At 49.6% G+C, this 24,025-nt stretch carries 22 protein-coding genes; 19 read left to right on the top strand and 3 right to left on the bottom strand.

Annotated features, from left to right (window positions below; genetic code table 11):
* Positions 1-5: 5 nt before the first annotated feature.
* From KI809_RS08945 to KI809_RS08875, 15 genes are all read left to right on the top strand, one after another.
* Complete coding sequence (locus KI809_RS08945; protein WP_214171208.1) at positions 6-626, top strand: cytochrome b N-terminal domain-containing protein; 621 nt, start codon at positions 6-8, stop codon at positions 624-626.
* Positions 623-1,057, top strand: a complete 435-nt coding sequence (gene extQ / locus KI809_RS08940; protein ID WP_214171207.1) for a selenite/tellurite reduction operon b-type cytochrome membrane protein ExtQ — start codon at positions 623-625, stop codon at positions 1,055-1,057. Before KI809_RS08945 ends, extQ begins: the two co-directional genes overlap by 4 nt.
* On the top strand, positions 1,033-1,878 hold the full coding sequence (extS, locus tag KI809_RS08935; RefSeq protein ID WP_214171206.1) for a selenite/tellurite reduction operon c-type cytochrome lipoprotein ExtS: 846 nt from the start codon (positions 1,033-1,035) through the stop codon (positions 1,876-1,878). Before extQ ends, extS begins: the two co-directional genes overlap by 25 nt.
* A 201-nt stretch (positions 1,879-2,079) precedes the next feature.
* Positions 2,080-3,798: a DUF3373 domain-containing protein gene (locus tag KI809_RS08930; RefSeq protein WP_214171205.1), complete on the top strand. Its 1,719-nt coding sequence runs from the start codon at positions 2,080-2,082 to the stop codon at positions 3,796-3,798.
* 157 nt (positions 3,799-3,955) lie between these two features.
* Entirely contained in the window at positions 3,956-4,270 is a 315-nt protein-coding gene (locus KI809_RS08925; RefSeq protein ID WP_214171204.1) for a hypothetical protein, read from the top strand.
* A 131-nt stretch (positions 4,271-4,401) separates the two neighbouring features.
* Positions 4,402-5,778: a cytochrome C gene (locus KI809_RS08920; protein ID WP_214171203.1), complete on the top strand. Its 1,377-nt coding sequence runs from the start codon at positions 4,402-4,404 to the stop codon at positions 5,776-5,778.
* Positions 5,779-6,037: 259 nt separating this feature from the next.
* Positions 6,038-7,828 carry an aspartate--tRNA ligase gene (aspS, locus tag KI809_RS08915; RefSeq protein ID WP_214171202.1) on the top strand — a complete coding sequence of 597 codons (1,791 nt, stop codon included), beginning with the start codon at positions 6,038-6,040 and terminating at the stop codon, positions 7,826-7,828.
* 147 nt (positions 7,829-7,975) lie between these two features.
* A complete protein-coding gene (locus KI809_RS08910; RefSeq protein WP_246559322.1) occupies positions 7,976-8,563 on the top strand; it encodes a LysM peptidoglycan-binding domain-containing protein in 588 nt (195 codons plus the stop codon).
* Positions 8,564-8,884: 321 nt separating this feature from the next.
* Positions 8,885-11,113, top strand: coding sequence for an NADP-dependent isocitrate dehydrogenase (locus KI809_RS08905; protein WP_214171200.1), 2,229 nt, complete (start codon positions 8,885-8,887; stop codon positions 11,111-11,113).
* A 60-nt stretch (positions 11,114-11,173) separates the two neighbouring features.
* The gene (gene mdh, locus KI809_RS08900) at positions 11,174-12,130 is read left to right on the top strand and encodes a malate dehydrogenase (RefSeq protein WP_214171199.1); all 957 of its coding nucleotides are present in this window, start codon (positions 11,174-11,176) and stop codon (positions 12,128-12,130) included.
* Positions 12,131-12,344: 214 nt separating this feature from the next.
* Positions 12,345-12,539 (top strand): 4Fe-4S binding protein, encoded by a 195-nt coding sequence (locus tag KI809_RS08895; RefSeq protein WP_214171198.1) that lies wholly within the window; start codon positions 12,345-12,347, stop codon positions 12,537-12,539.
* Between the two features lie 23 nt (positions 12,540-12,562).
* On the top strand, positions 12,563-13,696 hold the full coding sequence (locus KI809_RS08890) for a 2-oxoacid:acceptor oxidoreductase subunit alpha (RefSeq protein WP_214171197.1): 1,134 nt from the start codon (positions 12,563-12,565) through the stop codon (positions 13,694-13,696).
* A gap of 2 nt (positions 13,697-13,698) precedes the next feature.
* Positions 13,699-14,520, top strand: a complete 822-nt coding sequence (locus KI809_RS08885; protein ID WP_214171196.1) for a 2-oxoacid:ferredoxin oxidoreductase subunit beta — start codon at positions 13,699-13,701, stop codon at positions 14,518-14,520.
* A 33-nt stretch (positions 14,521-14,553) separates the two neighbouring features.
* Positions 14,554-15,102 (top strand): 2-oxoacid:acceptor oxidoreductase family protein, encoded by a 549-nt coding sequence (locus KI809_RS08880; RefSeq protein ID WP_214171195.1) that lies wholly within the window; start codon positions 14,554-14,556, stop codon positions 15,100-15,102.
* 153 nt (positions 15,103-15,255) lie between these two features.
* Entirely contained in the window at positions 15,256-17,559 is a 2,304-nt protein-coding gene (locus KI809_RS08875; RefSeq protein ID WP_214171194.1) for a GspE/PulE family protein, read from the top strand.
* Here KI809_RS08875 and KI809_RS08870 read toward each other — a convergent pair.
* On the bottom strand, positions 17,552-17,809 hold the full coding sequence (locus KI809_RS08870) for a GSU3473 family protein (protein ID WP_214171193.1): 258 nt from the start codon (positions 17,807-17,809) through the stop codon (positions 17,552-17,554). The genes KI809_RS08875 and KI809_RS08870 overlap by 8 nt on opposite strands.
* Before the next feature lie 96 nt (positions 17,810-17,905).
* Positions 17,906-18,784, bottom strand: a complete 879-nt coding sequence (locus tag KI809_RS08865) for a PHP domain-containing protein (protein ID WP_214171192.1) — start codon at positions 18,782-18,784, stop codon at positions 17,906-17,908.
* A gap of 133 nt (positions 18,785-18,917) precedes the next feature.
* Here KI809_RS08865 and KI809_RS08860 point away from each other — a divergent pair, with 133 nt between their 5' ends.
* The 3 genes from KI809_RS08860 to KI809_RS08850 all read left to right on the top strand — a co-directional run bounded on the left by KI809_RS08860 (position 18,918) and on the right by KI809_RS08850 (position 20,759).
* The gene (locus KI809_RS08860) at positions 18,918-19,148 is read left to right on the top strand and encodes a hypothetical protein (RefSeq protein WP_214171191.1); all 231 of its coding nucleotides are present in this window, start codon (positions 18,918-18,920) and stop codon (positions 19,146-19,148) included.
* Positions 19,145-19,801, top strand: coding sequence for an endonuclease III domain-containing protein (locus KI809_RS08855; protein ID WP_214171190.1), 657 nt, complete (start codon positions 19,145-19,147; stop codon positions 19,799-19,801). The genes KI809_RS08860 and KI809_RS08855 overlap by 4 nt, the downstream gene beginning before the upstream one ends.
* A gap of 91 nt (positions 19,802-19,892) precedes the next feature.
* On the top strand, positions 19,893-20,759 hold the full coding sequence (locus KI809_RS08850; RefSeq protein WP_214171189.1) for an NAD(P)-dependent oxidoreductase: 867 nt from the start codon (positions 19,893-19,895) through the stop codon (positions 20,757-20,759).
* A 62-nt stretch (positions 20,760-20,821) separates the two neighbouring features.
* Here KI809_RS08850 and rlmD read toward each other — a convergent pair whose 3' ends face one another.
* Complete coding sequence (gene rlmD, locus KI809_RS08845; RefSeq protein WP_246559321.1) at positions 20,822-22,222, bottom strand: 23S rRNA (uracil(1939)-C(5))-methyltransferase RlmD; 1,401 nt, start codon at positions 22,220-22,222, stop codon at positions 20,822-20,824.
* 405 nt (positions 22,223-22,627) lie between these two features.
* On the opposite strand from rlmD, the gene gdhA reads away from it, so the two are divergent.
* Complete coding sequence (gdhA, locus tag KI809_RS08840; protein WP_214171188.1) at positions 22,628-23,977, top strand: NADP-specific glutamate dehydrogenase; 1,350 nt, start codon at positions 22,628-22,630, stop codon at positions 23,975-23,977.
* The last annotated feature ends 48 nt before the right edge of the window (positions 23,978-24,025 follow it).

The following is a 24,025-nucleotide window of genomic DNA, read 5'->3' as shown; positions in this document are numbered from 1 at the left end:
GGCCAATGTTCAAGGATTTCATAAAACATCTCTTCCCGCGGGTGGTTCTGAAAAAGAACCTGAGGTTATCCTATACTTTTTGCCTGGGCGGGCTTGCCTTTACAGCGCTGCTTTCGCTCCTCCTGTCAGGGGCATTGCTGCTTTTTCACTATCAACCGGTTCCGGAGCGCGCCTATGCCTCGATCCTTGCGCTGGAGCGCGATGTCTGGGGTGGCAGCTACATCCGCAACCTGCACCGGTTTTCTTCGCATCTTTTTCTGGTTTTCATCTTTCTTCATACTGTAAGAGTCCTGTTGACCGGCGCCTACCAGCGCCCGCGCCACTTCAACTGGCTCATAGGGTGCGCTCTCATGCTGCTCTCAGTATTCTCCGGGTATACCGGCTATCTGCTCCCTCTTGATCAACTAGCTTACTGGGCTACTCAGACCGGCATGGAGCTTTTCAGATCGCTCCCCTTAGGGAATTTCCTTTACGGTGTTCTGGTGCCGGACCAAGTGGGCGGGGTGTCATCGCTCCTGAGGTTTTATATTCTTCACATAACCATTTTGCCGATGCTGATTATGGGGCTTTCCGGTCTTCATTTTTATCGGGTCCGCAAAAACAGGGGGGTGCTACCCTACCTATGAACCAGCCGCGTTCCTTAAAAACCGACTACCTTAAAAGCTCCCCTCACTTTTTCCAGTTGATTGTCGTTGCGGCATGCTTCCTTTGTCTTCTGCTGTTTTGCGGGGCGATTCTGATCCAAGCCCCTCTCCTTGGCCCTGCCGATCCGGGCGTACCCCCAAACCCCGCTAAATCCGCATGGTTTCTTCTCTGGATCCAGGAACTGGTAAGCCATGGGACCTTTCTGATCTATCCGGTAATCATCCTAGGCTGCTTCTTTGTCATCCTTCCTTGGTTGCCGGTTTACAGGCCTGCATGGCGGGCATCGTGGCTGCCGGAGGGGCAATGGTTCGTCAATGTGCTTACCGTTGTGTCGGTTGCCGTAATTATCGGCCTGACGATCATCGCGGCATTTTTCAGGGGGACGCAATGGCAGTACGCCTGGCCTTTCTGATATATTTCCTCGGTGTCACATTTGCTTATCCAGCGGCAGCAGTCTCCGTGTCCTGTCTCAAATGCCATCGGCCTCATTACGAAACTATTGACAGCTGTACCGGTTGCCACGCAGGTGATGCCAGGACAGTGCGGAAGGAGATTGCCCATTTGAACCTGGTCCCCGGCAGACTCGTCAGGTACAGAATCAAAGGTGATCCTTCAGCGGATAGTGGGGGGAAATTGCTGGAAACGTTTGCCTGCCGCAGATGCCACAAGATCGACGGTAAAGGGAATAGTCTGGCACCGGATCTTGATCGCCTCGGAGCAAGGCATCCTTCCAGGGTGCTGGAATCGATCCTGAGGCCGGTTACATACATGCCAGATTTTAGTTTTGATCCGGAAACAGCTTCATTACTAGCCAACGCCGTTGTAAAGACGGCAGCAGTCAGCAGGCACGAGCGGCGGGAAGCACCATTAATCATAAGGTTCAATCATTCTACTCAACATAATGATAATGTTTTTGAAAAACATTGTGGAGGCTGCCATAGGCTGCTTACCGAATCCGGCGCTCTCGGCAAAGGAAACTCAGGTCCCAATCTTTCCGGTCTTATGGGGAGATACTACCCGAAAACATATGCAAAGATGGAACTATGGGATCAGCAACGGCTGGCGAAGTGGTTGAAAAACCCGAGGGCGAGCAGGCCGTTATCGCGAATGCAGCCGGTAATTATTGATAAACGTGATTTTAATCACCTACTGTTGATTCTCGATGCGTCAAATCCCCGTTATTTGCCGCCCAATTCCGTAAAAAGCCGTAAGATCTCCAGCATGCGCTCATAGAAACAATTATAAAGTTGAATATATACTATGTGTTAAGCGAAATGGTTTAAATATTGCATTTTCCATATATATGCTTAGTGGGAATATTCGCTTGACAGGTGGTAAATCTACCATTAAAATAAGTTTAATTATTGATAACACGATTATAACCGGTGTGTTAAGTAGCTAAACACACTAAATCTTACGGTAAAAGGAGGAGAGATGAACAGGCTTGGTAAAAACCTTATAGCCGCAACTCTGGCTGCAGGACTGGTAATGCCTGTAGGAGCAATGGCCGCAGACGATCTGTCTCTAAAGATTGATATGCTTCAGAAAGAGGTGGATGCTCTCAAGGCGCAGACAAAGAAGCATGAGGACAAGTCCATCGAGAAGTGGCTGACCATTGGCGGCGACTACCGCTTTAGGGTTGATTCGCTTAGAGGCTCGACTAAAGCGTATACCGATGCCCAGGGAATGTTCAAGTGGATGGGGGCCAATGCCTTGATTTCGGTTGCCGGGGCTCCCTTTGGTCTCCCTGCCGGTAACTATCCAGCAGGACAAGTGCTTTCCATGGCAGCTAACCAGATGAGCAAGGTCACCACTTACAGCGCGGCAGCAGCGCAAGCGCCTGCTTTCCGGGGGATGCTGAACAACCTCGCTGCAGCCCAGGCAGGAAGCGGTTTGGCAACGCCGATGAACTTCGCGATCCCCTCTGCCAAGCCGAGTAACGACACTCTCTACACCAACCGTTTTGGCCTCGACCTCCACGCCAAGGCAGTGAAAGATATCACTGTCAACGTGCGGCTGCTCGCCTATAAAACTTTCGGCTCTAATGACGATGCCGCAGTCACTGGCAATGGCCAGACGCCATATTTTGCTGACCGAGTCGGGGTGTTTGATGGGACTTTGGGGCATATACCGTCCAGCGATTATCTCGGTGTTGACAGGGCCTATGTCACTTGGGCCAACATTCTCGACTCAGGCGCCTGGTTCTCTGTTGGTCGCCGTCCCTCTACCAATGGCATCCCATCCCATCTCAAGCTTAACAACGAGCGTCCCGGCAATGGCGGCACGCCTGCACTGCTCGTGGATTACGCTTTTGACGGTATGACTATCGGCTGGGCGCCGGACATCGCAGCGCTTCCCGGCGCATATGCCAAGGTGTGCTACGGCCGCGGATTCGAGAGCGGCCTGGACAACCGGTACAACACAGGCAACAGTCTCCAAGACACCGATATGCTTGGCATTGCGATCATCCCGGTCGATACCGATCCTCTTCGGATACATCTGCAATGGAACCGCGGTTTCAATATCTTTGACTTTCCAACTATGAATAACACTTATTTTGGTAATACTGGGCCAGCTATTAATCTTGGAGATATGGACTGGTACGGCATTGGGCTTCTCAGCACCCTTAAGAAAGTGGGACCGGGTAATCTCAACCTGTTCAGTGAATTCGGCATGAGCGTGTCGCATCCGAACCAGAATGTCTCGTCGAATGCGGGGTTCCAGGGCTTGATGACCGGTTCGTTCATGAACCCAGAAGCTCCTTCTTCCAAAACCGGCTATGCTGTCTATGCTGGGGCACGCTACGACCTGCCAAGCAACACCAAACTTGGCTTTGAATACAACTATGGCACCAAGAACTGGCAGCCGTTCTCTCCGGCAGCTGACGACATGTGGACCGCCAAAGTCGGCACTCGCGGCAGTGTCTTCGAACCTTACATTATCCAAGAACTCAATCTGAAACCGATCTCATCGTACTTTGCCAAGGCATTCTTCAAAATCGGTTATCAGTACTATGATTTCGAGTACACCGGCAGCAACAACTGGGTCGGCGCTCCGGTCAAGATCGACGACGTGCAGTCCACCGATATGATGCTCATGGCGCCTCTGAAGAATGCTCAGAATATTTACGGCTCCTTTGAGGTTAAATTTTAGTATTGATATATATTGAAAGTTATATTATAGTGAATGAAATTTGAGGGGCGAAAGCCCCTCTCATTACGTTTGAGAGATACCAATAATAAACTTGCCACATCGAGAGAGCTTGATAAGCTTTTAACATCCACGCATCATTGAACAAAGGAGCATAGCAATGAAAAAGATCATATCCTCTATTCTGATGGTAGCTGTAATGGTTTTCGGTTTACTTTCGTTTAGCAACAATGCCATGGCTGAAGAAAAAATGACCGGCTCGGTTGCTAAGATTGAAATGGCGAAAGACGGTGCATCTGCCACCGTTGTTATCAAAAATGATGATAAGGAAGTGACCGTTACGGTTAATGATGCCGAGACGCTGGACAAATTCAAAGATCACAAGATCAATGAAGGTGATGAGATCAAGCTTAAGTATGACGTGATCGATGGCAAAAACGTGAGCAAGTTCTTCCGGAAAACTGCTGGTTGCTGAGCAATTGAATAGTTAAACTGCAACAGCCTGCTACCACGGGCTGTTTTTTTGACCACAAATATATAAACATTTATATATTCCATTTATATTAATATATGAGTCTGTTAATCTAAGCAATTAGGAGAAATTCTATGTACGCTAAATTTCTGGCTATTATTGGGATTCTTGGAGTGTGCCTTTCAGGGACAGCGCTGGCTGGAGACCACAAGGAAGGCCGAGAATATATCGACAAAAACGGCTATGAGGGTCCAAAAACCTGCGAGGTATGCCACGAAGGGACCGCAAAGTCGTTTCTGGACACTGTCCATTGGAAGCATGCTTCCAAGGTAGATAACGTAGAAAATATTGACCCGAACAAGGAATACGGTATGAAAAACCGTATCTACACTATGTGCAATGGCAACGACATTGTTAATAATCTTAAGGAAATACCTAAAAGCCCTGAAACCGGCAAGACCAAGTTCTCTGGGTGCAACACCTGTCATCCGGGAAATCATCTTTATGATGTAGGCAGTTTCGGCACTGAGGCGCAACAGGCAATCGACTGCCTGGTTTGTCATTCATCTAGCTATGATTTCAGGGAGCGTAAACCGTTCAAGAACGAGAAAGGCGATGTGGTTCTTGGACAGGACAGGAGCAAAAAGGCCGCTCTTGGTATTGGCAAACCTACAGTGAAGAATTGCATGGTCTGCCACGAGGCTGCAGGCGGGGGAGTTTACGTCAAGCGCGGGTTCGCTTTCAAAAAAGATACTGATGTTCATGCTGCCAAGGGAATGGTTTGCGTGGATTGTCACAAGGCCAAGGATCACCGGATTCCTACAGGGTATGATCCAAATAACTGGGCCAATGACGGCGTCAGGGTTTCCTGTGAAGATGCGGCTTGCCACGGTTTAAAACCGCATAAAGACGCTGACCTGAATCGACACACTGCGAGAATCGCTTGCCAGACATGTCATATCCCCAGAACCGGCGGAGCTGTGGCGAAAGATTTCACAGTATGGGAGAAGGGACCTGACAAATTTTACGAACCTTCAACCTTGAAGCGTGAAGCGAATGAAAACGCCCCGATCTACGCCTGGTATAACAAAACTGTACGCAATGTGCCGGATTTTATCGGTCCCAAAGGGAGTAGGGGGGACAGAGAGAGCAAAATATACGCCTTCAAGGTTTTTCAGGGTAAAGCATTCTTTGACAAGAAAACAGGTAACCTTTTGTCAATGGATTTCGCTCCACCCATGGCTACCGGTGATACGCTCGCGGGCGTTGCATCTGCCGCAAAAACCTTGGGTCTCAAGGACTATGAGCCGGTTCCCGGTTGGCAGACCATATATTTCGGTAGCAACCACCTTGTGACTAAAACCAAGGCACTTTCTTGTACTAACTGTCATGCTCCCAATGGTTTGTTAAATTTCAAGGAGCTTGGCTATACGGAAAAAGAGGTTGCAAAACTCACAAATCCGGAATTGTACCTAAAGAAGTTGATTGAAAAGCAGAAAGAGGACTGGTAGCCGTATTATGTTTTTTGTGCCTGTCCGGAATGCCCGGACAGGCACAATTATATGTATTGATCTGATTCGCCTGAATATGACAAAATCAGGCTGCCTTAGATCTGATATCTCACGATCTCGCCTTTCAATTCCTAAGTTTATCTACATATTTTGTGCTCACAGCTGCTGATCGGATTAATTCCGATTGATGCGGAGTGCTGTTTTGAGTATACTGCATTGATTTTTTCGAGATTAGTACCTTACAGAGGGGGATCTGCTGATGATAGATTTTATGGGGGACTGGAAAAGAACTGGATATTGCGGGGCACTGACAAGTGCAGACCTTGGCAAGGAAGTGGTGCTCATGGGATGGGCAATGAGACGCCGAGACCATGGCGGCCTTATTTTCATAGACCTTAGAGATCGTGAGGGTATTGCCCAGGTAGTTTTCGATCCTGAAGTTAATGCGGATGCGCATGCTAAAGCAGAGTCAGTGCGGAGTGAGTTCGTCCTTGCCGTGAAGGGCAAGGTGATTCCGCGGCCTGAGGGGACCGTTAATCCAGGCATGAAGACCGGCGAGGTAGAGATCCAGGTCTCTGAATGCCGGGTGCTTAACCGTTCCAAGGCATTGCCGTTTACCCTTGATGAATATGTTGATGTGGCTGAAAATCTCAGGCTCAAATATCGCTATCTCGACCTTCGCCGGACCCAGCTCCAGCAGAATCTCATCCTTCGTTCCAAGGTGGCACAAGTAACCCGGCAATACCTTACCGATAATGGCTTTATTGAGATCGAGACACCATTCCTGACAAAGTCGACTCCTGAAGGTGCTCGAGATTTTCTGGTCCCTTCCCGGATCAATCCCGGGTCATTTTATGCCCTTCCGCAGTCACCGCAGATATTCAAGCAGATATTGATGGTCTCCGGTTATGACCGTTATTTTCAGGTTGTCCGCTGTTTCCGCGACGAAGACCTCCGGGCTGATCGCCAGCCAGAATTCACCCAGATAGACTGTGAGATGTCTTTTATTGACCGGGACGATATCATACGGGTCATGGAGGGATTGATCGCCCGCATCTTCAAAGAGGCAAAGGGTGTCGATGTCCAGCTGCCAGTAGAGAGGATGACTTATGCTGAAGCGATACGGCGCTTTGGGGTGGATAACCCTGACCTTCGCTTTGGTCTTGAGCTCGTTGAACTGACCGATCTTGTCAAGGGAGCGGGTTTCAAGGTTTTTGCCGATGTTGCAGCATCTGGCGGTATCATAAAAGGTTTGAATGCCAAAGGGTGTGCCGGTTTCTCCCGTAAGGAAATTGACGACCTTACCGAGTTTGCGAAGATCTACGGCGCCAAGGGGCTTGCTTACGTGAAGATTGAGAATGGTGAATGGCATTCGCCTATTGCCAAATTCTTCACTGCCGAAGAGATCCAGGCTATGAACAAGGCTTTTGATGCCAACGATGGGGATCTTCTGCTCTTTGTTGCTGACAAGCCAAAGGTTGTCAATGATTCTCTTGGTAAGCTCCGTAATCACCTTGCGAACCTTTTGGGCCTTTTGGATAAGAATGTATTCAGGTTTGTTTGGATTACCGATTTCCCGCTTCTTGAGTGGGATGATGAGGAGAAACGCTGGGCTGCGGTGCATCACCCGTTCACTGCTCCTATGGATGAAGATCTGCAATATGTTGAATCCGATGCGGGGCGTTGTCGGGCCAAGGCCTATGACCTGGTGCTGAACGGCAATGAGATCGGTGGTGGTTCCATCAGGATTCACCAGGAGAAGATTCAGTCTCTGATGTTCAAAATGCTTGGGCTTTCTGAAGAGGATGCGCGGATGAAATTCGGGTTTCTTCTGGATGCCCTTGAATTCGGTACGCCGCCGCACGGTGGCATTGCCTTTGGCATGGACCGGCTTATTATGCTGCTTACTGGCAGTGATTCGATCCGTGACGTTATTGCGTTCCCTAAAACCCAGAAGGGCGCATGTCTCATGTCTGAGGCTCCGTCATCTGTTGATACAAAGCAACTCAGGGAGCTGGGTATAAAACTTGCGGTGAAGCAACAGCCTTAAGGGGGCTGGATGACCGCGAGCAGATATATATTATTTTTCGGAATACTGGTTCTTACACTTTCGGGGTGTTCTACCCCGCAACCTCAATGGCATGCAAAAGCCGGTCAGCTAATTCAGGCAGCTCGCTCTGAAGGTGCCCCGGCTTTATTGCCCTCTGAATACAATAGCCTAAGCGATACCTTTGGTAAAGGCGAGCTGCTGTTGCTTGATGAGGAGGTTGAGGCGGCAGACCAGCTCTTTAAACTTGTTATGCTGAAAGGTGAGCTTCTTAAGGAGAATCTGGCCGTAGAGAAAAAGCGTCTTGCTGAAGTTGAGCGATTGCGAAAAGTTGAGTTGCAGCAGCGAGAGAAGGAGCGACTTGAAGCTTTAGAACGTGAAAAAGAGGCTCGCAGGCGTGAAGCTGAAGAGCTTATGGCGCGCATTGCCCAGAAGGCAAAACAGGATGCCGAAGAGGATGCGCGACGCCAGCAAGCTGAGCGACTTAAGGCTCAAAAAGAACGGGTATTGGTTATTAGTCACACGGTAAAGCGCGGAGAATCGCTGCCGCAGATCGCAGCTTTACCTGAAATTTTTAATGATACCCAGCTATGGCCGTTGATTTACCGGGCAAATCGTGATCAAATCCGTGATCCCAGATACCTTTGGCCTGGCCAAACCTTGAGAATCCCTCGCAATGCAACACGGGAGGATATTCAGGAAGCCAGGCGGTATGCATCGGAAAAACGGCTCCGTTAAACCTCCAAATTTTAGTCCCACCATAGATACCCAACACAATTTCAACAATATTAAACAATTATATTTTTTCTTGACAGCCTAAAAGGCTTTGTATACTGTATACAAACTTTTCTGGCTGCATGTCATATTGCAGCACAATGTTCTAAAAACTCTGAAATTTAGTACTCCTGAACAGTTCATTACATCGATATATGGGTAAAAAATATCTGCAGTCGAGAAGGTTCCCGTAAGTTATTCTTTTATCCTATGGGCGCCTTTGCTAGGCTGTGGCACCCTTATTTAGAGCCTCTGGCAATTGCCAAATTAAATTAAGGAGATAACATGACAACACAAACAGCAAAGATTATTTGGTCAAAGATTGATGAAGCTCCTGCACTGGCAACATACTCTTTACTCCCTATCGTAAATGCATTTACCAAGGCCGCTGGCGTTGTCGTTGAAACCAGAGACATTTCAGTTGCCGGAAGGATCATCGCCAACTTTCCCGACTATCTGACACCGGAACAGAGGATGCCGGATTATCTGGCCGAACTGGGTGAACTCACCCAGAAGCCGGAAGCCAATATCATAAAACTGCCCAATGTTAGTGCTTCGATTCCCCAGCTTAAAGCAGCCATCAAGGAGTTGCAGGAGCAGGGGTACAAGCTCCCTGATTATCCCGAGGAGCCGAAGACCGATGCCGAGAAAGAACTGCACGCACGCTATGCCAAGTGTCTGGGAAGCGCCGTAAACCCGGTTCTGAGGGAGGGTAACTCCGACAGAAGATCGGCACGTGCAGTAAAAGAATATGCTAAGAAACATCCCCATAAAATGGGGGCATGGGCTGCCGACTCAAAGACCCACGTGTCTCATATGACTGCTGGCGATTTCTATCACAGTGAAAAGTCAGTAACCATGGAGAAGGCCGGCAACGTCAAGATCGAGTTTGTTGATCAGGCCGGCAATGTTAAAGTGCTGAAAGATAAGCTGGCCCTGCAGGCTGGCGAAGTGCTTGACGGCGCCTTCATGAGCGCCAAAGCCCTGCGCACCTTCATTGCAGAGCAGATTGCCGATGCAAAGGCTAAGGGCGTGCTGTTCTCAGTTCACCTCAAGGCTACCATGATGAAGATCTCCGATCCGATCATGTTCGGTCATTTTGTTTCGGTATTCTATAAGGACGTTTTTGAGAAGCATGCCGCTACCTTTAAGGAGCTGGGCGTAAACCCCGACCTCGGCATGGGTGATCTCTACCTGAAGATCGCAAAACTGCCGGAAGCAAAGAAGGCTGAGATCGAAGCTGATATCCAGGAAGTTTACAAGAAGCAACCGCCTCTGGCCATGGTTGATTCCGACAAAGGGATCACCAACCTCCATGCAAGTAACGACATCATTATCGATGCCTCCATGCCGGTTGTTATTCGTGATTCCGGCGGGATGTGGGGCCCTGACGGCAAGCTGCACGATGTCAAATGCGTAATCCCTGACACTTCATATTCTGAGTGGTATCAGGAGTGCATCGACTTCTGCAAGAAGAACGGCCAGTTCGATCCTACCACCATGGGTTCAGTGTCCAACGTCGGTCTCATGGCTCAAAAGGCAGAGGAGTATGGCTCACACGACAAGACCTTCAAGGTTCCTGCTAACGGCACCATGCGTGTTGTTGATGAAGCAGGCAACGTGCTGATCCAGCACGCTGTTGAAGAGGGCGATATCTGGCGCGGTTGCCAGGCAAAAGACCTGCCGATCCAGGACTGGGTCAAGCTGGCCGTAAGAAGGGCACGGGCAACCGGTGCACCGGCTGTTTTCTGGCTGGACAAAAACCGTGCTCATGATGCCCAGATGATTCTGAAGGTTAACAAGTACCTTAAGGATCACGATATCAATGGCCTCGAAATCCATATCATGTCTCCGGTTGAAGCGATGAAATTCACGCTGCCGAGAGCAAAGGCAGGACTCGATACTATTACTGTTACCGGCAATGCTCTGAGGGATTATCTCACCGACCTGTTCCCGATCCTCGAACTCGGAACCAGCGCCAAAATGCTGTCGATCGTGCCGCTTCTGGCTGGTGGCGGTCTGTTCGAAACAGGCGCAGGCGGATCTGCACCAAAGCATGTTCAGCAGTTTGTTCAGGAAGGATACCTGCGCTGGGATTCACTCGGCGAGTTCCTTGCTCTTGCAGTATCTCTCGAGCACCTAGCAGCTACCTTCAAGAACGAAAAAGCCCAGTTGCTTGCAGATACGCTTGATCAGGCCAATACAAAGTTCCTTGATAACAACAAAAACCCGGCCCGTAAGGTCGGGCAGATCGATAACCGCGGGAGCCATTTCTACCTCGCCATGTACTGGGCAGAGGCTTTGGCAGCGCAGACCAAGGACCCTGAACTGGCAGCACGCTTTGCAAAAGTTGCCAAGCAACTTCAGGAGAATGAGGAAAAAATCAATGCCGAGCTGATTGGCGCCCAGGGCAAGCCGCAGGATATCGGCGGTTACTACCAGCCGGATCCTGCCAAGACAGAAAAGGCCATGCGTCCGAGTGCAACTCTCAACGCAATCATTGATGCTATCTGATATACGGTGCTGGTCATAATAAGCAAGCGAGAAGCCAAATCTATCTAGGAGGAAACAGAAATGGGACGTAAGAAGATTTCATTAATCGGTGGCGGTCAGATCGGTGGCGTACTTGCTCAGCTTTGCGCACTTCGCGAACTGGGTGATGTTGTAATGTTCGATATCGTAGAAGGGCTTCCTCAGGGCAAAATGCTCGACATCGCGGAAGTCGGTTCAGTTGACCGTTTCGATGCTTGCCTCAAGGGTACAAACAGCTACGAAGATATCAAGGATTCGGATGTAGTCATCGTTACCGCAGGTCTCCCGCGTAAGCCGGGCATGAGCCGTGACGACCTGATCGAAGTCAACTCCAAGATCATGACGTCGGTTGCCGAAGGGATCAAAGCCTATGCCCCGAACTCAATCGTAATCGTCATCTCCAATCCGCTCGACGCAATGGTTACCCTCTGCCAGAAGATCACAGGATTCCCTTACAGCCGAGTTATCGGCCAGGCTGGCGTACTCGATTCAGCCCGTTTCATCACCTTCATCGCTTGGGAACTCGGTGTTTCCGTCAAGGACGTCAATGCAATGACCCTCGGTGGCCATGGCGACGACATGGTACCACTGGTTCGTTATGCCAGCGTTAACGGCATTCCGGTCATGGAACTTCTTGAGAACAAGTACAAGGACAAGGCCAAGGCCAAGGAAGTTATGGATGCAATGGTAAAGCGTACCCGTGGCGCAGGCGGAGAAGTCGTTGCCCTGCTCAAGACCGGTTCAGCTTTCTATTCACCCGCTTCTTCAGCCATTGCAATGGCTGAGTCAATCCTCAAGGATTCCAAGCGTGTTCTCCCAACCTGTTGCTTCCTCCAGGGCGAGTTCGGCGTGAACGGCTACTATGTTGGCGTTCCTGCAGTTCTCGGCGAGAAAGGTGTCGAGCAGATTCTCGAGTTCAAACTCGATGCAGAAGAGCAGGAAATGATGGACAAGTCTGTCGCAGCGGTCAAGGGCCTCGTCGACAGCATGAAGTTATAGTCCGGCTTCAGCCGCACTGAAGGTACTTCGCAAGCAAAAAGAAGGGCTTCGGCCCTTCTTTTTTGCTGTTTCCTCACCTGTGCCCCCCGATTTCCCACTGAATTCAGGTCCTGAAACAAAGAGTCAAACCACACTTGATTTTACCGTAAACGGTGTGCTATAGTCTCACGGTTTTTCAGCCCAATAGGCTAATACACAAAAGGAGCGTATGTAGATGGAAAAGAAGCTTCCCACAATCGAGATCATCGAGAAGTACTGTAAGGGTTGCCACATCTGCGTGGAATTCTGCCCGAAGCAGGTCCTGGAGATGAAAGGGTTTGTCGTGGCAGTCAAAGACCTGGAAGCCTGCATCAAATGCATGCAATGTGAACTCCGCTGCCCAGATTTCGCGATCAAGGTAACTGCATAAACAATTTACAGGAGGTATGTAACGTGGCTAAGAAAGTTGCTTTCATGCAGGGTAACGAAGCAGCAGCCCATGGCGCGCTGTACGCCGGCTGCACGTTTTTCGCTGGTTACCCGATCACCCCATCCACAGAAGTTGCCGAAGTAATGTCGGCTGAACTTCCCAAGATCGGGGGCAAGTTCATTCAGATGGAAGATGAGATCGGTGCCATGGCTGCCCTTATCGGCGGTGCACTCACCGGTGCAAAGGCTTTGACATCAACATCGGGTCCGGGTCTTTCGCTCAAGCAGGAAAATATCGGCTATGCTTGTATCACCGAAGTCCCCTGCGTTATCGTCAACGTCATGCGTGGCGGTCCTTCAACCGGTATGCCGACTGGCCCTTCCCAGTCGGACATCATGTGTGCCAAGTGGGGAACTCACGGCGACCATCCGGCAATCTGTCTGGTCCCTGCATCTGTGCAGGAACTGTTTGAAGAGACAGTCCGGGCATTCAATCTTGCCGAGAAATATCGCACACCGGTCATGATCATGCCGGACGAAATCGTTGCTCACATGCGTGAGCGCATCGTGTTCCCTGAGCCGGGCGAACTCGAAGTTATCGATCGCGCCAAGCCGACAGTTACTCCTGACAAGTACAAACCGTATGATACCTCGTTCGGCGATGTGCCGCCGCTGGCAGCATTCGGTTCGGGTTACAAGTTTCATGTGACCGGTCTGAACAAGATGGCTGACGGATTCCCGACCACCAAGGCCGAATATGTCCAGGCCGAGGAAGAGCGCCAGGTGCGCAAGGTTGAGGCCAATGCAGCTGACATAATGAAGTGGGAAGAGTACCTGATCGATGACGCTGAAGTCGTGGTTGTCGCATTCGGATCAACATCCCGTTCTGCACGTTTTGCTGTAGATGAAGCCCGCAAAGCAGGCATCAAAGCAGGTCTGTTCCGTCTCATTACCTTCTGGCCGTTCCCCGAGCAGCGTCTTCTCGAAATTTCCAAGAAGGTTAAGGGCTTTATCTCCCCGGAAATGAACCTTGGCATGTGTGCAGGTGTTATCAAGGGGTGCATCGAAGGCAATGCTCCGGTTCTTGGAATTTTCCGTGTTGACGGCGAGCCGATCAATCCGGGCCAGATCCTTGACAAGATTAAGGAGGTTAAGTAACCATGTCTTTTGATTACGATAAATGGATTCGCCCCGGTAAGCTTCCGCATATCTGGTGCCCAGGCTGTGGTCACGGCATCGTCATGAAGGGCCTTATCCGGGCTCTTGATACACTTCAGTTGAAAAAAGAAGAGACAGCCATCGTATCCGGTATCGGTTGCGCCTCGCGTCTCCCCGGCTACATGGACTGCTGCACGCTGCACACTGCACATGGTCGTGCAGCTGCCTTTGCAACAGGTGTTAAGATGGCCAAACCTGAAATGAACGTGATTCTCTGTGGCGGTGACGGCGATGGAACCGCTATCGGTGGCAATCATTTCATTCACGCTTGCCGTCGCAACATCGACATGACCTACATCATCATGAACAACATGATCTACGGCATGACTGGTGGCCAGTTCTCACCTTGCACCCCGACTGGTGACAAGGCTTCAACAACCCCTTATGGCAATCCTGATCCAGGTTTTGATATCGCCAAACTGGCAATCGGTGCAGGTGCTTCTTTTGTTGCCCGTGGCACTGCATTCCACGCCAATCAGATTGACAAGCTCATCGTTGAAGCTATCCAGCACAAAGGCTTTTCCGTAGTTGAGATCCTTGACGACTGCCCGACTACCTATGGCCGTCGTAACAAGTACAAGTCGGTTATCGAGATGATGAACCGTCTCAAGGATGTTGCTGTTCCTGTAAAGGCTGCCGAGAAGATGGATCCGGAGCAGCTCAAAGGGAAAATTCTTACTGGTGTGCTCCATAAGCAAGACAAGCCTGAGTACTGCGAGCAGTATGCAAAGGTAATCGAGCGCGCCAAGGGCACTGCCCGCTAGAACGAACTTCGCCAATTCAAAGGAGAGAAGAAAATGGCTGGAAGATATGAGATTCGTTTTTCCGGTGCCGGCGGGCAGGGGCTGATCCTGGCCGGCGTCATCATGGCTGAGGCTGCTTCCATTTATGATGGCAAGCAGGCTGTTCAGTCGCAGAGTTACGGTCCTGAGGCCCGTGGTGGAGCATCCAAGTCAGAGGTTATCATCTCTGATGAAATAATCGACTACCCGAAGGCAACAAAAGTCGATGCTCTCCTTGCTCTTACTCAGGAAGCATGTGACAAGTATTCGCACGATCTTAAAGAGGGAGGGGTTCTCCTCATTGACTCTGACCTGATCACCAGAGAGCCTGCTGGGAATTTCAAGGTTACTAAATTCAACATCACCAATACTGCCAAGAATGAAGTAGGCCGTGAAATTGTTACAAACATCGTCGCTCTCGGAGCAATGGTTGCTCTGACCGGCGTTGTATCAAAAGAAGCTGCTGAGAAGGCAGTTCTTTCCCGCGTGCCTGAGGCTTTCCTTGAGCTCAACAAGAAAGCGTTTAACCTTGGTTATGAAAAGGCAATGGCCGCTAAGAACTAAGCACGTTTATATTATGTTTTTCTCAAGCCCGACACATGAGTGTCGGGCTTTTTTTGTATAGAGCCGCAATTGACTTTCCCTCGCCAGATTGTAACCTGAATGTATGCGGCTAACGGGTAGTCTGGTATTTTACTGTTGCAGGAGATCGTAATAATGAACGAAGCAGAATATCTGAAGGGTCAGCTCGAATACCGGAAGAAATTCATGGAGCAGATCAATGAAATTCACTCTGCTACGTCATTGAATGCAATTCTCATTCAGCTTAAGGACAGTATTGCAGAGCTGTTCAAAGCAGAGCGAATCACCATTTATGTTGCTGATATAAAGAAAAATACACTTGTTTCTCGGGTCAAGTCCGGAGATGAGCTGCAACAGATAGTTATTCCCATAGGCCCATCCAGCATTGCAGGCTATTGTGCATTCTCGGGGAGCGTTGTTAATGTAAAGAATGTCTATGATGATCATGAATTACGGATGATCAATACATCTCTCCGGTTTGATAAGTCTTGGGATCAGAAGAGCGGCTTTAAGAGCAATCAGATTCTTTGTGTTCCGATGAATTTTAATAACGTGCTGATCGGCGTTATTCAGTTGATTAATAAAAGAGATCAGACCGGGTTCAATGATACAGACATAAGCTATGTTTCAGAGCTCGCGGCATCTCTTTCAATCGCTATTCACAATATTTACCGCATTAGCGCTTCCACGAAAATTATCAGGCAAAAATCCCGCTATAACTATCTTTTGGATAAAAACATCATTGATGAACGGGACATCGAAAAGGCTAACAAAAGCAGTGAACTTGCTACCTTGGGTATGGATCAAATTTTAATGCGTGACGCCAAAATAACGCGTGAGGAGATGGCTAAGAGCCTTAGTCTTCATTTTGGTACAGACTTTCTTTTGTTTGACCCGCAACTGCCGCCTATGGACGCTATCTTAAGCAAGATTAAGCCGGAAAGGCTGAAGAAAGAGCATTGGGTGCCAGCTAAGATTGAGAATGGCGTCTTGTCTGTGGTAATGGAAGACCCGACTGACCTTGGCAAACAGGATCTGATCAAATTCATCTATCCTGAATATCGCCGGATTTCGTTTGTCGCTTCTTTTCGCGAAGACATCGAACGATTTATAGATCACTATTATCACTTGGAGAGCAGTACTGTTTCAGGCGACTCGACGAGCATCAACGATCTTCTGAGCCGGTTGGAAGACGGCGAGGAACCTGACGTCGAACAGGAGGTGCAGAGGGTTTCAGAGCAGGACAGCGTAATTGTGCAGCTTGTTAACAAGATTATCTGTGATGCTTACCGGATGAAGGCCTCAGACATCCACATCGAACCGTACCCAGGGAAGAGCGATGTGCTGGTCAGGGTTAGGGTGGACGGCAGATGCAAGATCTACCAGCGGATTCCATATAAGTACAAGCACGCGGTTACCTCGCGCATCAAGATCATGTCAGGACTTGATATTGCAGAGCGCCGCAAACCCCAGGATGGTAAAATCGATTTTAAGAAATTCGGTCCCATAGATGTAGAGTTGCGTATTGCTACCTTACCGACTTCCGGCCAGTTGGAAGACGTTGTCATGCGCATCCTGGCGTCCGGTGAGCCGATTCCGTTTGATAAACTCGGGCTCACCGAACGAAATGCCTCAGTGTTTGAACAGTGCGTTAAGCAGCCATACGGTTTGATTCTAGTGGTTGGGCCGACCGGCTCAGGGAAGACCACTACACTGCATTCGGCCATTGCCCGGATAAATGATGCGGAAACAAAGATCTGGACTGCTGAAGACCCTGTTGAGATTACTCAGAAAGGCCTGCGACAGGTGCAGGTGAATCCGAAGATTGGTTTTACTTTTGCGCTGGCGCTCCGGGCATTCTTGCGTGCTGACCCGGATGTGATCATGGTTGGCGAAATGCGTGACGAAGAGACTGCCTCAATCGGTGTCGAATCTTCGTTGACCGGCCACTTGGTGTTTTCCACGTTACACACCAATTCTGCCCCCGAAACAGTGACAAGACTCCTTGATATGGGGCTGGATCCGTTCAGCTTTTCCGATGCCGTGCTTTGTATTCTTGCTCAGCGGCTGGCACGGCGACTCTGTAGTGACTGCAAGGAGCAATACAAGCCGGAGATGCCTGAAATCGATGATTTGGTTGAGGAGTATGGCAGGGACGATTTTAATCTTGCCGGTATTGATGCGGCTGCAATAACTCTTTTTCGGCCAGTTGGATGCGAGAAATGCAATGATTCAGGCTATAAAGGGCGGGTCGGTCTGCATGAATTGCTGGAGGGGACAGATGCCATGAAGAGTCTCGTAAAACGCAAGGCAGAAGTCGAACATATCAGGGCTCAGGCAATAAAGGACGGGATGACTACCCTGAAGCAGGACGGAATATTGAAAGTTCTCCAAGGAATAACTGATCTCAAGGAGGTGCGGCGGGTTTGTATTAAGTAGTTACATTGGTTTGCGGAGTATGCAAAAGGTTCTTTCTGCGGTTCTTGCGACGTTCGGGTCCTGAATAAAAGGTTTCCGAAGGAGTCCATCCCTCAACATCAGGTTTTTCCCTGGTAGGCCCATTACCGACGGTAATCCATTCGTCGGAACGGGAAAATTCTATAACTTTACCTGTAACAATAAGGTATTCCAGGCAGTAGTCTTCGACGATGTCATAATTGTCGTCATTGTAGCGCACCAAAACAAGCATTCGACCCTCCGGTCATTGCAGTCAATAACATGTAGATATTTTCGACAGTTCGGAGGGAAACTTTAGTTATAAAACAGTAATTGTAGATAATTTTTATTAAACTGCCTGCGGTTGGTTTGATTTCTTTTCGGCAACCCTGTCTTTGAGTGATTCGACTAAACGATAGTCAAGAGGGAATCTATTGTCACGGATGCCTAGCAGGCCCTCGCCCTCGTTACCGTGAAAGTCTGACCCGCCGGTAACAATGAGTTTATGCCGACGGGCGATTGCAAACAGGAATTCCGAATCGTCTATGGTGGCAAGTGTGTTATAGGCTTCGAGGCCGTCCAGACCGAAAGCTACCATCATTCCGATCACTTCTCTCAGTTTTGATCTGTCCTTGGAAATAGTGGTCGGGTGAGCCAGAACCGCCAGTCCTCCGATTCGGTGAATTTCCTTGATTGCCTCTTCTGCCGGGAAATATTCTTTTGGGACATCACATGGTATGAGATACTCATCAAAGGCTTGATTCATGTCGGTCACATAGCCTCTGGAGATGAGAACTCTCGCAATATGCGGACGCCCTAACGCCCCGTCGCTCCCAGCGACAACTTCGCTGAAGCTGATACTTCCTTTGCCGTTATTAGCAAGCTTGTCGTTAATTCTAGCGATGATCTCTTCACCACGGCGGTCGCGCCGTTCGCGGAAACTGTTCAGGCGTTCGTTGAATGATTTGTCTTTATGATCAAGGAAGAATGCCAGAAGATGTACGTCGTGATAGTTCTTGATCTCTATGGAGAGCTCCACCGCAGGGATCAGCTCCACGCCGAATTCTTCTCCCGCAGCAATTGCCTCGTCAATACCTGATATTGAATCGTGATCAGCTAGGGCTATGGCCTTAAAGCCTTGCGCGGATGCCATTTTTACCAGTTCTGTTGGCGAGAAGGTGCCGTCAGAGTGTCGCGAATGGATATGAAGATCGACAGGAGCGGTCATAAATAATCCTTAAGTGTGATAGAGCAACTTTTGAAATTATGCCTCAGGAGTTTGGGGATGTCACGTTAATCTGGTTGCGGCATGGTTAGAGATGGGCTAGAATCCCAGGTCAACGAAGAAAGGAGAGGGAGATATGGCTAAACAACAAGGAATCGGCCTGGCAATAGCAGCCTTTGCTGTTTATATATCCGGAGGAATCATGGCCTTCAGTGGCCTCGGTCTCATCTTTTTGATGAAAGGGCAGGACCTGTTCGGTTGGGGGGAAGGACGGACCATCGGCTATCTGTTATTGTGTGTCGGCGCATGTTTTTCAGTTCTTGGGGTGTTGCTGATGCGAATTTTCCGGAACAGAGGGCTTGCTTGAACGGTTTTGATATCCACTCGGTAATTGCGATTCTGCGGCAGGAAGTCAGGCAGTGGCAGTCACCAGCTGTAACCATTGTTTCTCAACGTGAAGGAGACCCTTTCAAGGTTCTCATCTCTTGTATCCTGTCACTCCGAACGCAAGACACCACAACCAGTCCTGCTTCAGAGAGGCTTTTTGCTTTGGCCACGACACCGGACACCATGATGCTGCTCTCAAAGGATGAGATTGAGGCCGCCATCTATCCGGTGGGATTTTACAGGAACAAGGCTGGCCAGATTATCGATATCTGTCGGCAGTTGGTGGCTGATTACGATGGCAAGGTCCCAGAAGAAATCGATCAGTTGCTTATGTTTAAAGGAGTTGGCCGCAAGACCGCCAATCTGGTTGTAACCCTTGGCTATGGTAAGCCGGGCATCTGTGTTGATACGCATGTCCACCGGATCTGCAACCGATGGGGATACATTGCTACCCGCACCCCTGATGAGACCGAAAAAGTGCTCCGCCAGTGTCTTCCTTCTGAATATTGGCTGGGAATCAACGACCTTTTAGTCACTTTTGGGCAAAATCTCTGCCGCCCTCTGTCCCCATACTGTTCAAGATGTCGTATTGCCGTTTCTTGTAAAAAACTTGGAGTCTCCAGTTTCAGGTAGTTTTTTATTTTTGCCGCTTGTGTTGAGGCGTGTGAGACTGTATTATTTAAAAACATGGTTTGATTATTTATGAATGTTCAGGAGGTTGGGCATGCTTAAGAATATCGGTTTTTTGGGGCTGGGCACGGTGGGTCGCCACATGGCGGCAAACCTGACAAAAGGACATTACGCTCTTTCTGTATATGATTCCGACCCGTTAGTAGTCGCAGAACTTGCCAAACTTGGTGCTGCTGCAGCAACTAGCCCCAAGGATGCGGCAAAAGGCAAAGATCTCGTTATTTTGATCAGGCCGGAGAAAGAACGGCTTCGCCCAGATATTTACGGACCTGAAGGGGTCTTTGCCGGCATTGACGCCGGGACTATCCTGGTAGACATGGGAACTCATTCTCTGGAAAGCACCCTAGAGATGGCAGAAGAAGCTGCAAAGCATCGCGTTATGTTCCTTGATGCGCCGGTTTGGGGAACCAAGGAGCATGCGGCCAATGGTCTTCTGACAATCCTTACCGGCGGCGATTCGGCTCTGGTTGGAAGATGCCGTGAACTTTTCTCATTCTTCGGGCTGAATATTATCCATGTCGGCAATGTCGGTGATGCCACGAAGATGAAGTTTATTGTAAACCTCGTTCAGGCTGAACTGATTCAGGCTTTGGCAGAAGGTCTTGTGTTTGGCGAGAAACTGGGCTTTACTGCTGACAAAATCCTGGAGGTTCTTGATTCCGGCGGGGTTGCCTCTCCGCTGTTCCATTCAAAGGGCAGGAGTATTGCCAGGGGCGATTTTACCAGGAATCTCGCTCTCAAGTATGTAAACGAGCAGCTGGAACTGGTTATGGAGGCTGCTGGCAAGCTCGGCCTTACCCTTCCGGGCGCTGAGTCGGCTCACTCTCTTTACGAGCAGGGGGTCAAGGATGGTCGCGGCGAAGAGGATTTCTCCTCAGTGATAAAGGTTCTGCGAAAGTAGCAATATGCCGTCATGTTTTAATGCCGAAAAGGGATCCGACCGGATCCCTTTTTTTTTGCCCCTTAAGTCTTGATAAGAAGCGCCACGTTTTCTATATGGCTGGTCTGGGGAAACATGTCAACAGGCTGGATTTCCCGAGTCTGGTAGCCAAGCGTAGCAAGGATGTCGAGATCGCGGGCAAGAGACCATGGGGAGCAGGATACATAGATCATGCGGCCTGGCTTCAGTTTTGCCGCCTCACTCAACACCTTTCTGTCGCACCCCTTGCGCGGTGGGTTGAGGACAATCAGGTCGGCATGCTCCCATTCTTCCTTTATTTCCGATAACAGTTCTCCGGCATCCCCTGAAGCAAAACTGCAATTGTCTATCCCGTTCATCCTGGCATTTTTTTCAGCATCCTGAACCGCTTGCTCAACAACCTCGATGCCGACAACTTCTCCTGCACCGGCTGCAAGAAACAGCGCTATTCCCCCAATGCCGCAGTAGAGATCGACCACTTTCTCCTTGCCTGTCAATTCACCCCACGCTGCAACCTGATCATAAATAATTTGGGCCGACCCGCTGTTTACCTGCAGAAAAGAACGCGGTGATACGCTAAGTCGCACCTTGCCTATCTGGGAAATGAGAGCGTTCTGCTTTGTGAGGAAATGGAATTTATCGCCAAGAATGATGTTGCCGCTTGATGAGTTTTCATTCTGGACTACTACAGTTACCTTGGGCACTGCAGACTGAAGATGTTTTGAAAGATGGTGAATCTCATTGTAGCTACGGAAGGCAGTGACAAAAATAACCATCGCCTGTTCTCCGTCATCGGACACTCTTATGACGAGATAGCGAAGAAGACCGCTACCTGTTGACGGGGAGTATACCTGAATTCTGCCGCGGGTTATGCCGTCCTTGACTGCTGCAATGATGTTGTTGATCAGCGGGTGATGCAGCGGACATCCCTCGATGTCAACTACTTCATGGCTGTGTCTACGATATAGCCCGATCTTCGGCGAGCGAAAGGTGCCGCTGACGATCAGCTTTGCCGTTGTTCTGTAGGCCAGCTGATTCGGGGAAGGAATAACTTTATTAACAGTGACCTCATTAAGGGTGTTGTAAGCAGAAAGGCATCTCGAGACCATGTCGTGTTTGATTTGCAGCTGAGATGTATATTCGAGCAGGGTAAGCTGGCAGTTTCCGCAATCATTGCATAGCTTGGATGGTTGGGGAGTGCGGAGCAGTGGGGATGGTTTGAGGAGCTCGATGCAGCGTCCTGCCAGGGATTGCTTGCCAACATGAGTAAGGCGCACTCGTACTGCCTCACCAGGAAATGCCCCGGAAATCTTGATTTTTCTGGCACCCCAGGTGGCAATCCCGTAGCCTTCTTCATCCATGGATGAAACAGCCAGGTCCAGCATCGACCCGGTTTTAAGCTTTTCACGATCATCATTTCGATCTTTTGTAGTTGTTTTTTTCATTCGTTCACTAAACAGCAATTACCCGATTATGTCAATCCCTGTTGACTTTGCAACTGGTCAAAGAGGTAAGTTGCACAACGAAAATGTGCTTTTAGCTATCAGTCATTGCCATATGTTCCATATCGACACTTTATTGTGTGTTTAGGATGTTTGTGAGTTGGTAATTGAGTCGTTCTGAAGAGTATTTGTGTACAATTTTTATTCACTCTGCAGACGCTACATTTTTTAATGATGAAATAGTGGGCATGTAACTGACTGTAAATGCGGCACATGGTTAAAATAATAGCATTGTTGCCCTGTGTGGCGCATATTGTGCATTTGGTGGGCAGTTTCGCGACGCGTGCCCGGTTTGTCTAAAAACAGATTACAGGCATGTGCACATATTTTAATCATGGAGGATTGTGTATGACTATGCAGCTCGACGAGAAGTTGGAAGGGATGTATCAGGATGTTCTCAAGCGGAACGCCGGTGAGGTTGAGTTCCACCAGGCTGTTCGCGAAGTTCTTGAATCCCTCGGACCGGTTATGGTCAAGCACCCCGAGTACATGGAGCGCAAGATAATTGAGCGTATTTGTGAGCCGGAGCGGCAGATTATTTTCCGGGTACCCTGGCAGGACGATAAAGGACGCGTTCACATCAACCGTGGTTTCCGCGTTGAGTTCAACAGCGCACTTGGCCCCTACAAAGGCGGTCTCCGTTTCCATCCGTCAGTATATCTCGGTATTATCAAATTTCTCGGCTTCGAGCAGATCTTCAAAAACTCACTGACCGGCATGCCGATCGGCGGCGGTAAGGGTGGGTCCGACTTTGATCCTAAAGGGAAGTCTGATGATGAAGTTATGCGTTTCTGCCAGAGCTTCATGACTGAGCTTTATCGTCACCTTGGTGAGCACACCGACGTTCCGGCAGGGGATATCGGGGTCGGCGGCCGTGAGATCGGTTACATGTTCGGCCAGTACAAGCGCATCACCAATCGTTATGAGGCAGGCGTACTCACCGGTAAGGGGCTCAACTGGGGTGGTTCACTGGTTCGCCCTGAGGCAACCGGCTACGGTGCCACATTTTTCATCAATGAGGCGCTCAAAGTTCGCAAGGACACCTTTGACGGGAAAACCTGCCTCGTTTCCGGTTCCGGCAACGTCGCCATCTACACCATTGAAAAAATCCACCAGTTGGGCGGAAAGTGCGTGGCATGCTCCGATTCCAACGGCGTAATTTACCATGAGAAGGGGCTTGATCTCAACCTGATCAAGCAGCTCAAAGAGGTGGAGCGCCGTCGTATCCAGGACTACACCCAGTACCACAAGGATGCCAAGTATATTGCCAACGGCAATATCTGGGAGATCCCCTGCCAAGTCGCCATGCCGTCTGCTACTCAGAACGAGATCAACGGCAAGGATGCCAAGCTGCTGGTCAAAAACGGCTGTATTGCCGTTGGCGAAGGGGCAAACATGCCGACTACTCCGGAAGGGGTCAAGGTATTCCTTGATGCCAAGATTGCCTACGGTCCAGGCAAAGCCGCCAATGCCGGCGGTGTTGCCACATCTGCTCTGGAGATGCAGCAGAACGCCAGCCGCGACTCGTGGACCTTCGATTTCACCGAGAAGAAGCTTGAGAGTATCATGGTCGGCATTCACAATAACTGCTACACCACAGCAGAAGAGTATGGCGCACCTGGCAATTACGTTCTCGGCGCCAACATCTGTGGCTTTATCAAGGTTGCCGACGCCATGGTGGCCCACGGCCTTATCTAATCCATTATTATTCAAAAGTTGCTTTGTTCTAGCGGGGTGCCGATATCG

This window comes from Geoanaerobacter pelophilus, assembly GCF_018476885.1.
Taxonomy (GTDB): Bacteria; Desulfobacterota; Desulfuromonadia; order Geobacterales; family DSM-12255; genus Geoanaerobacter; species Geoanaerobacter pelophilus.
This window is presented reverse-complemented; position numbering and strand designations above follow the sequence as displayed.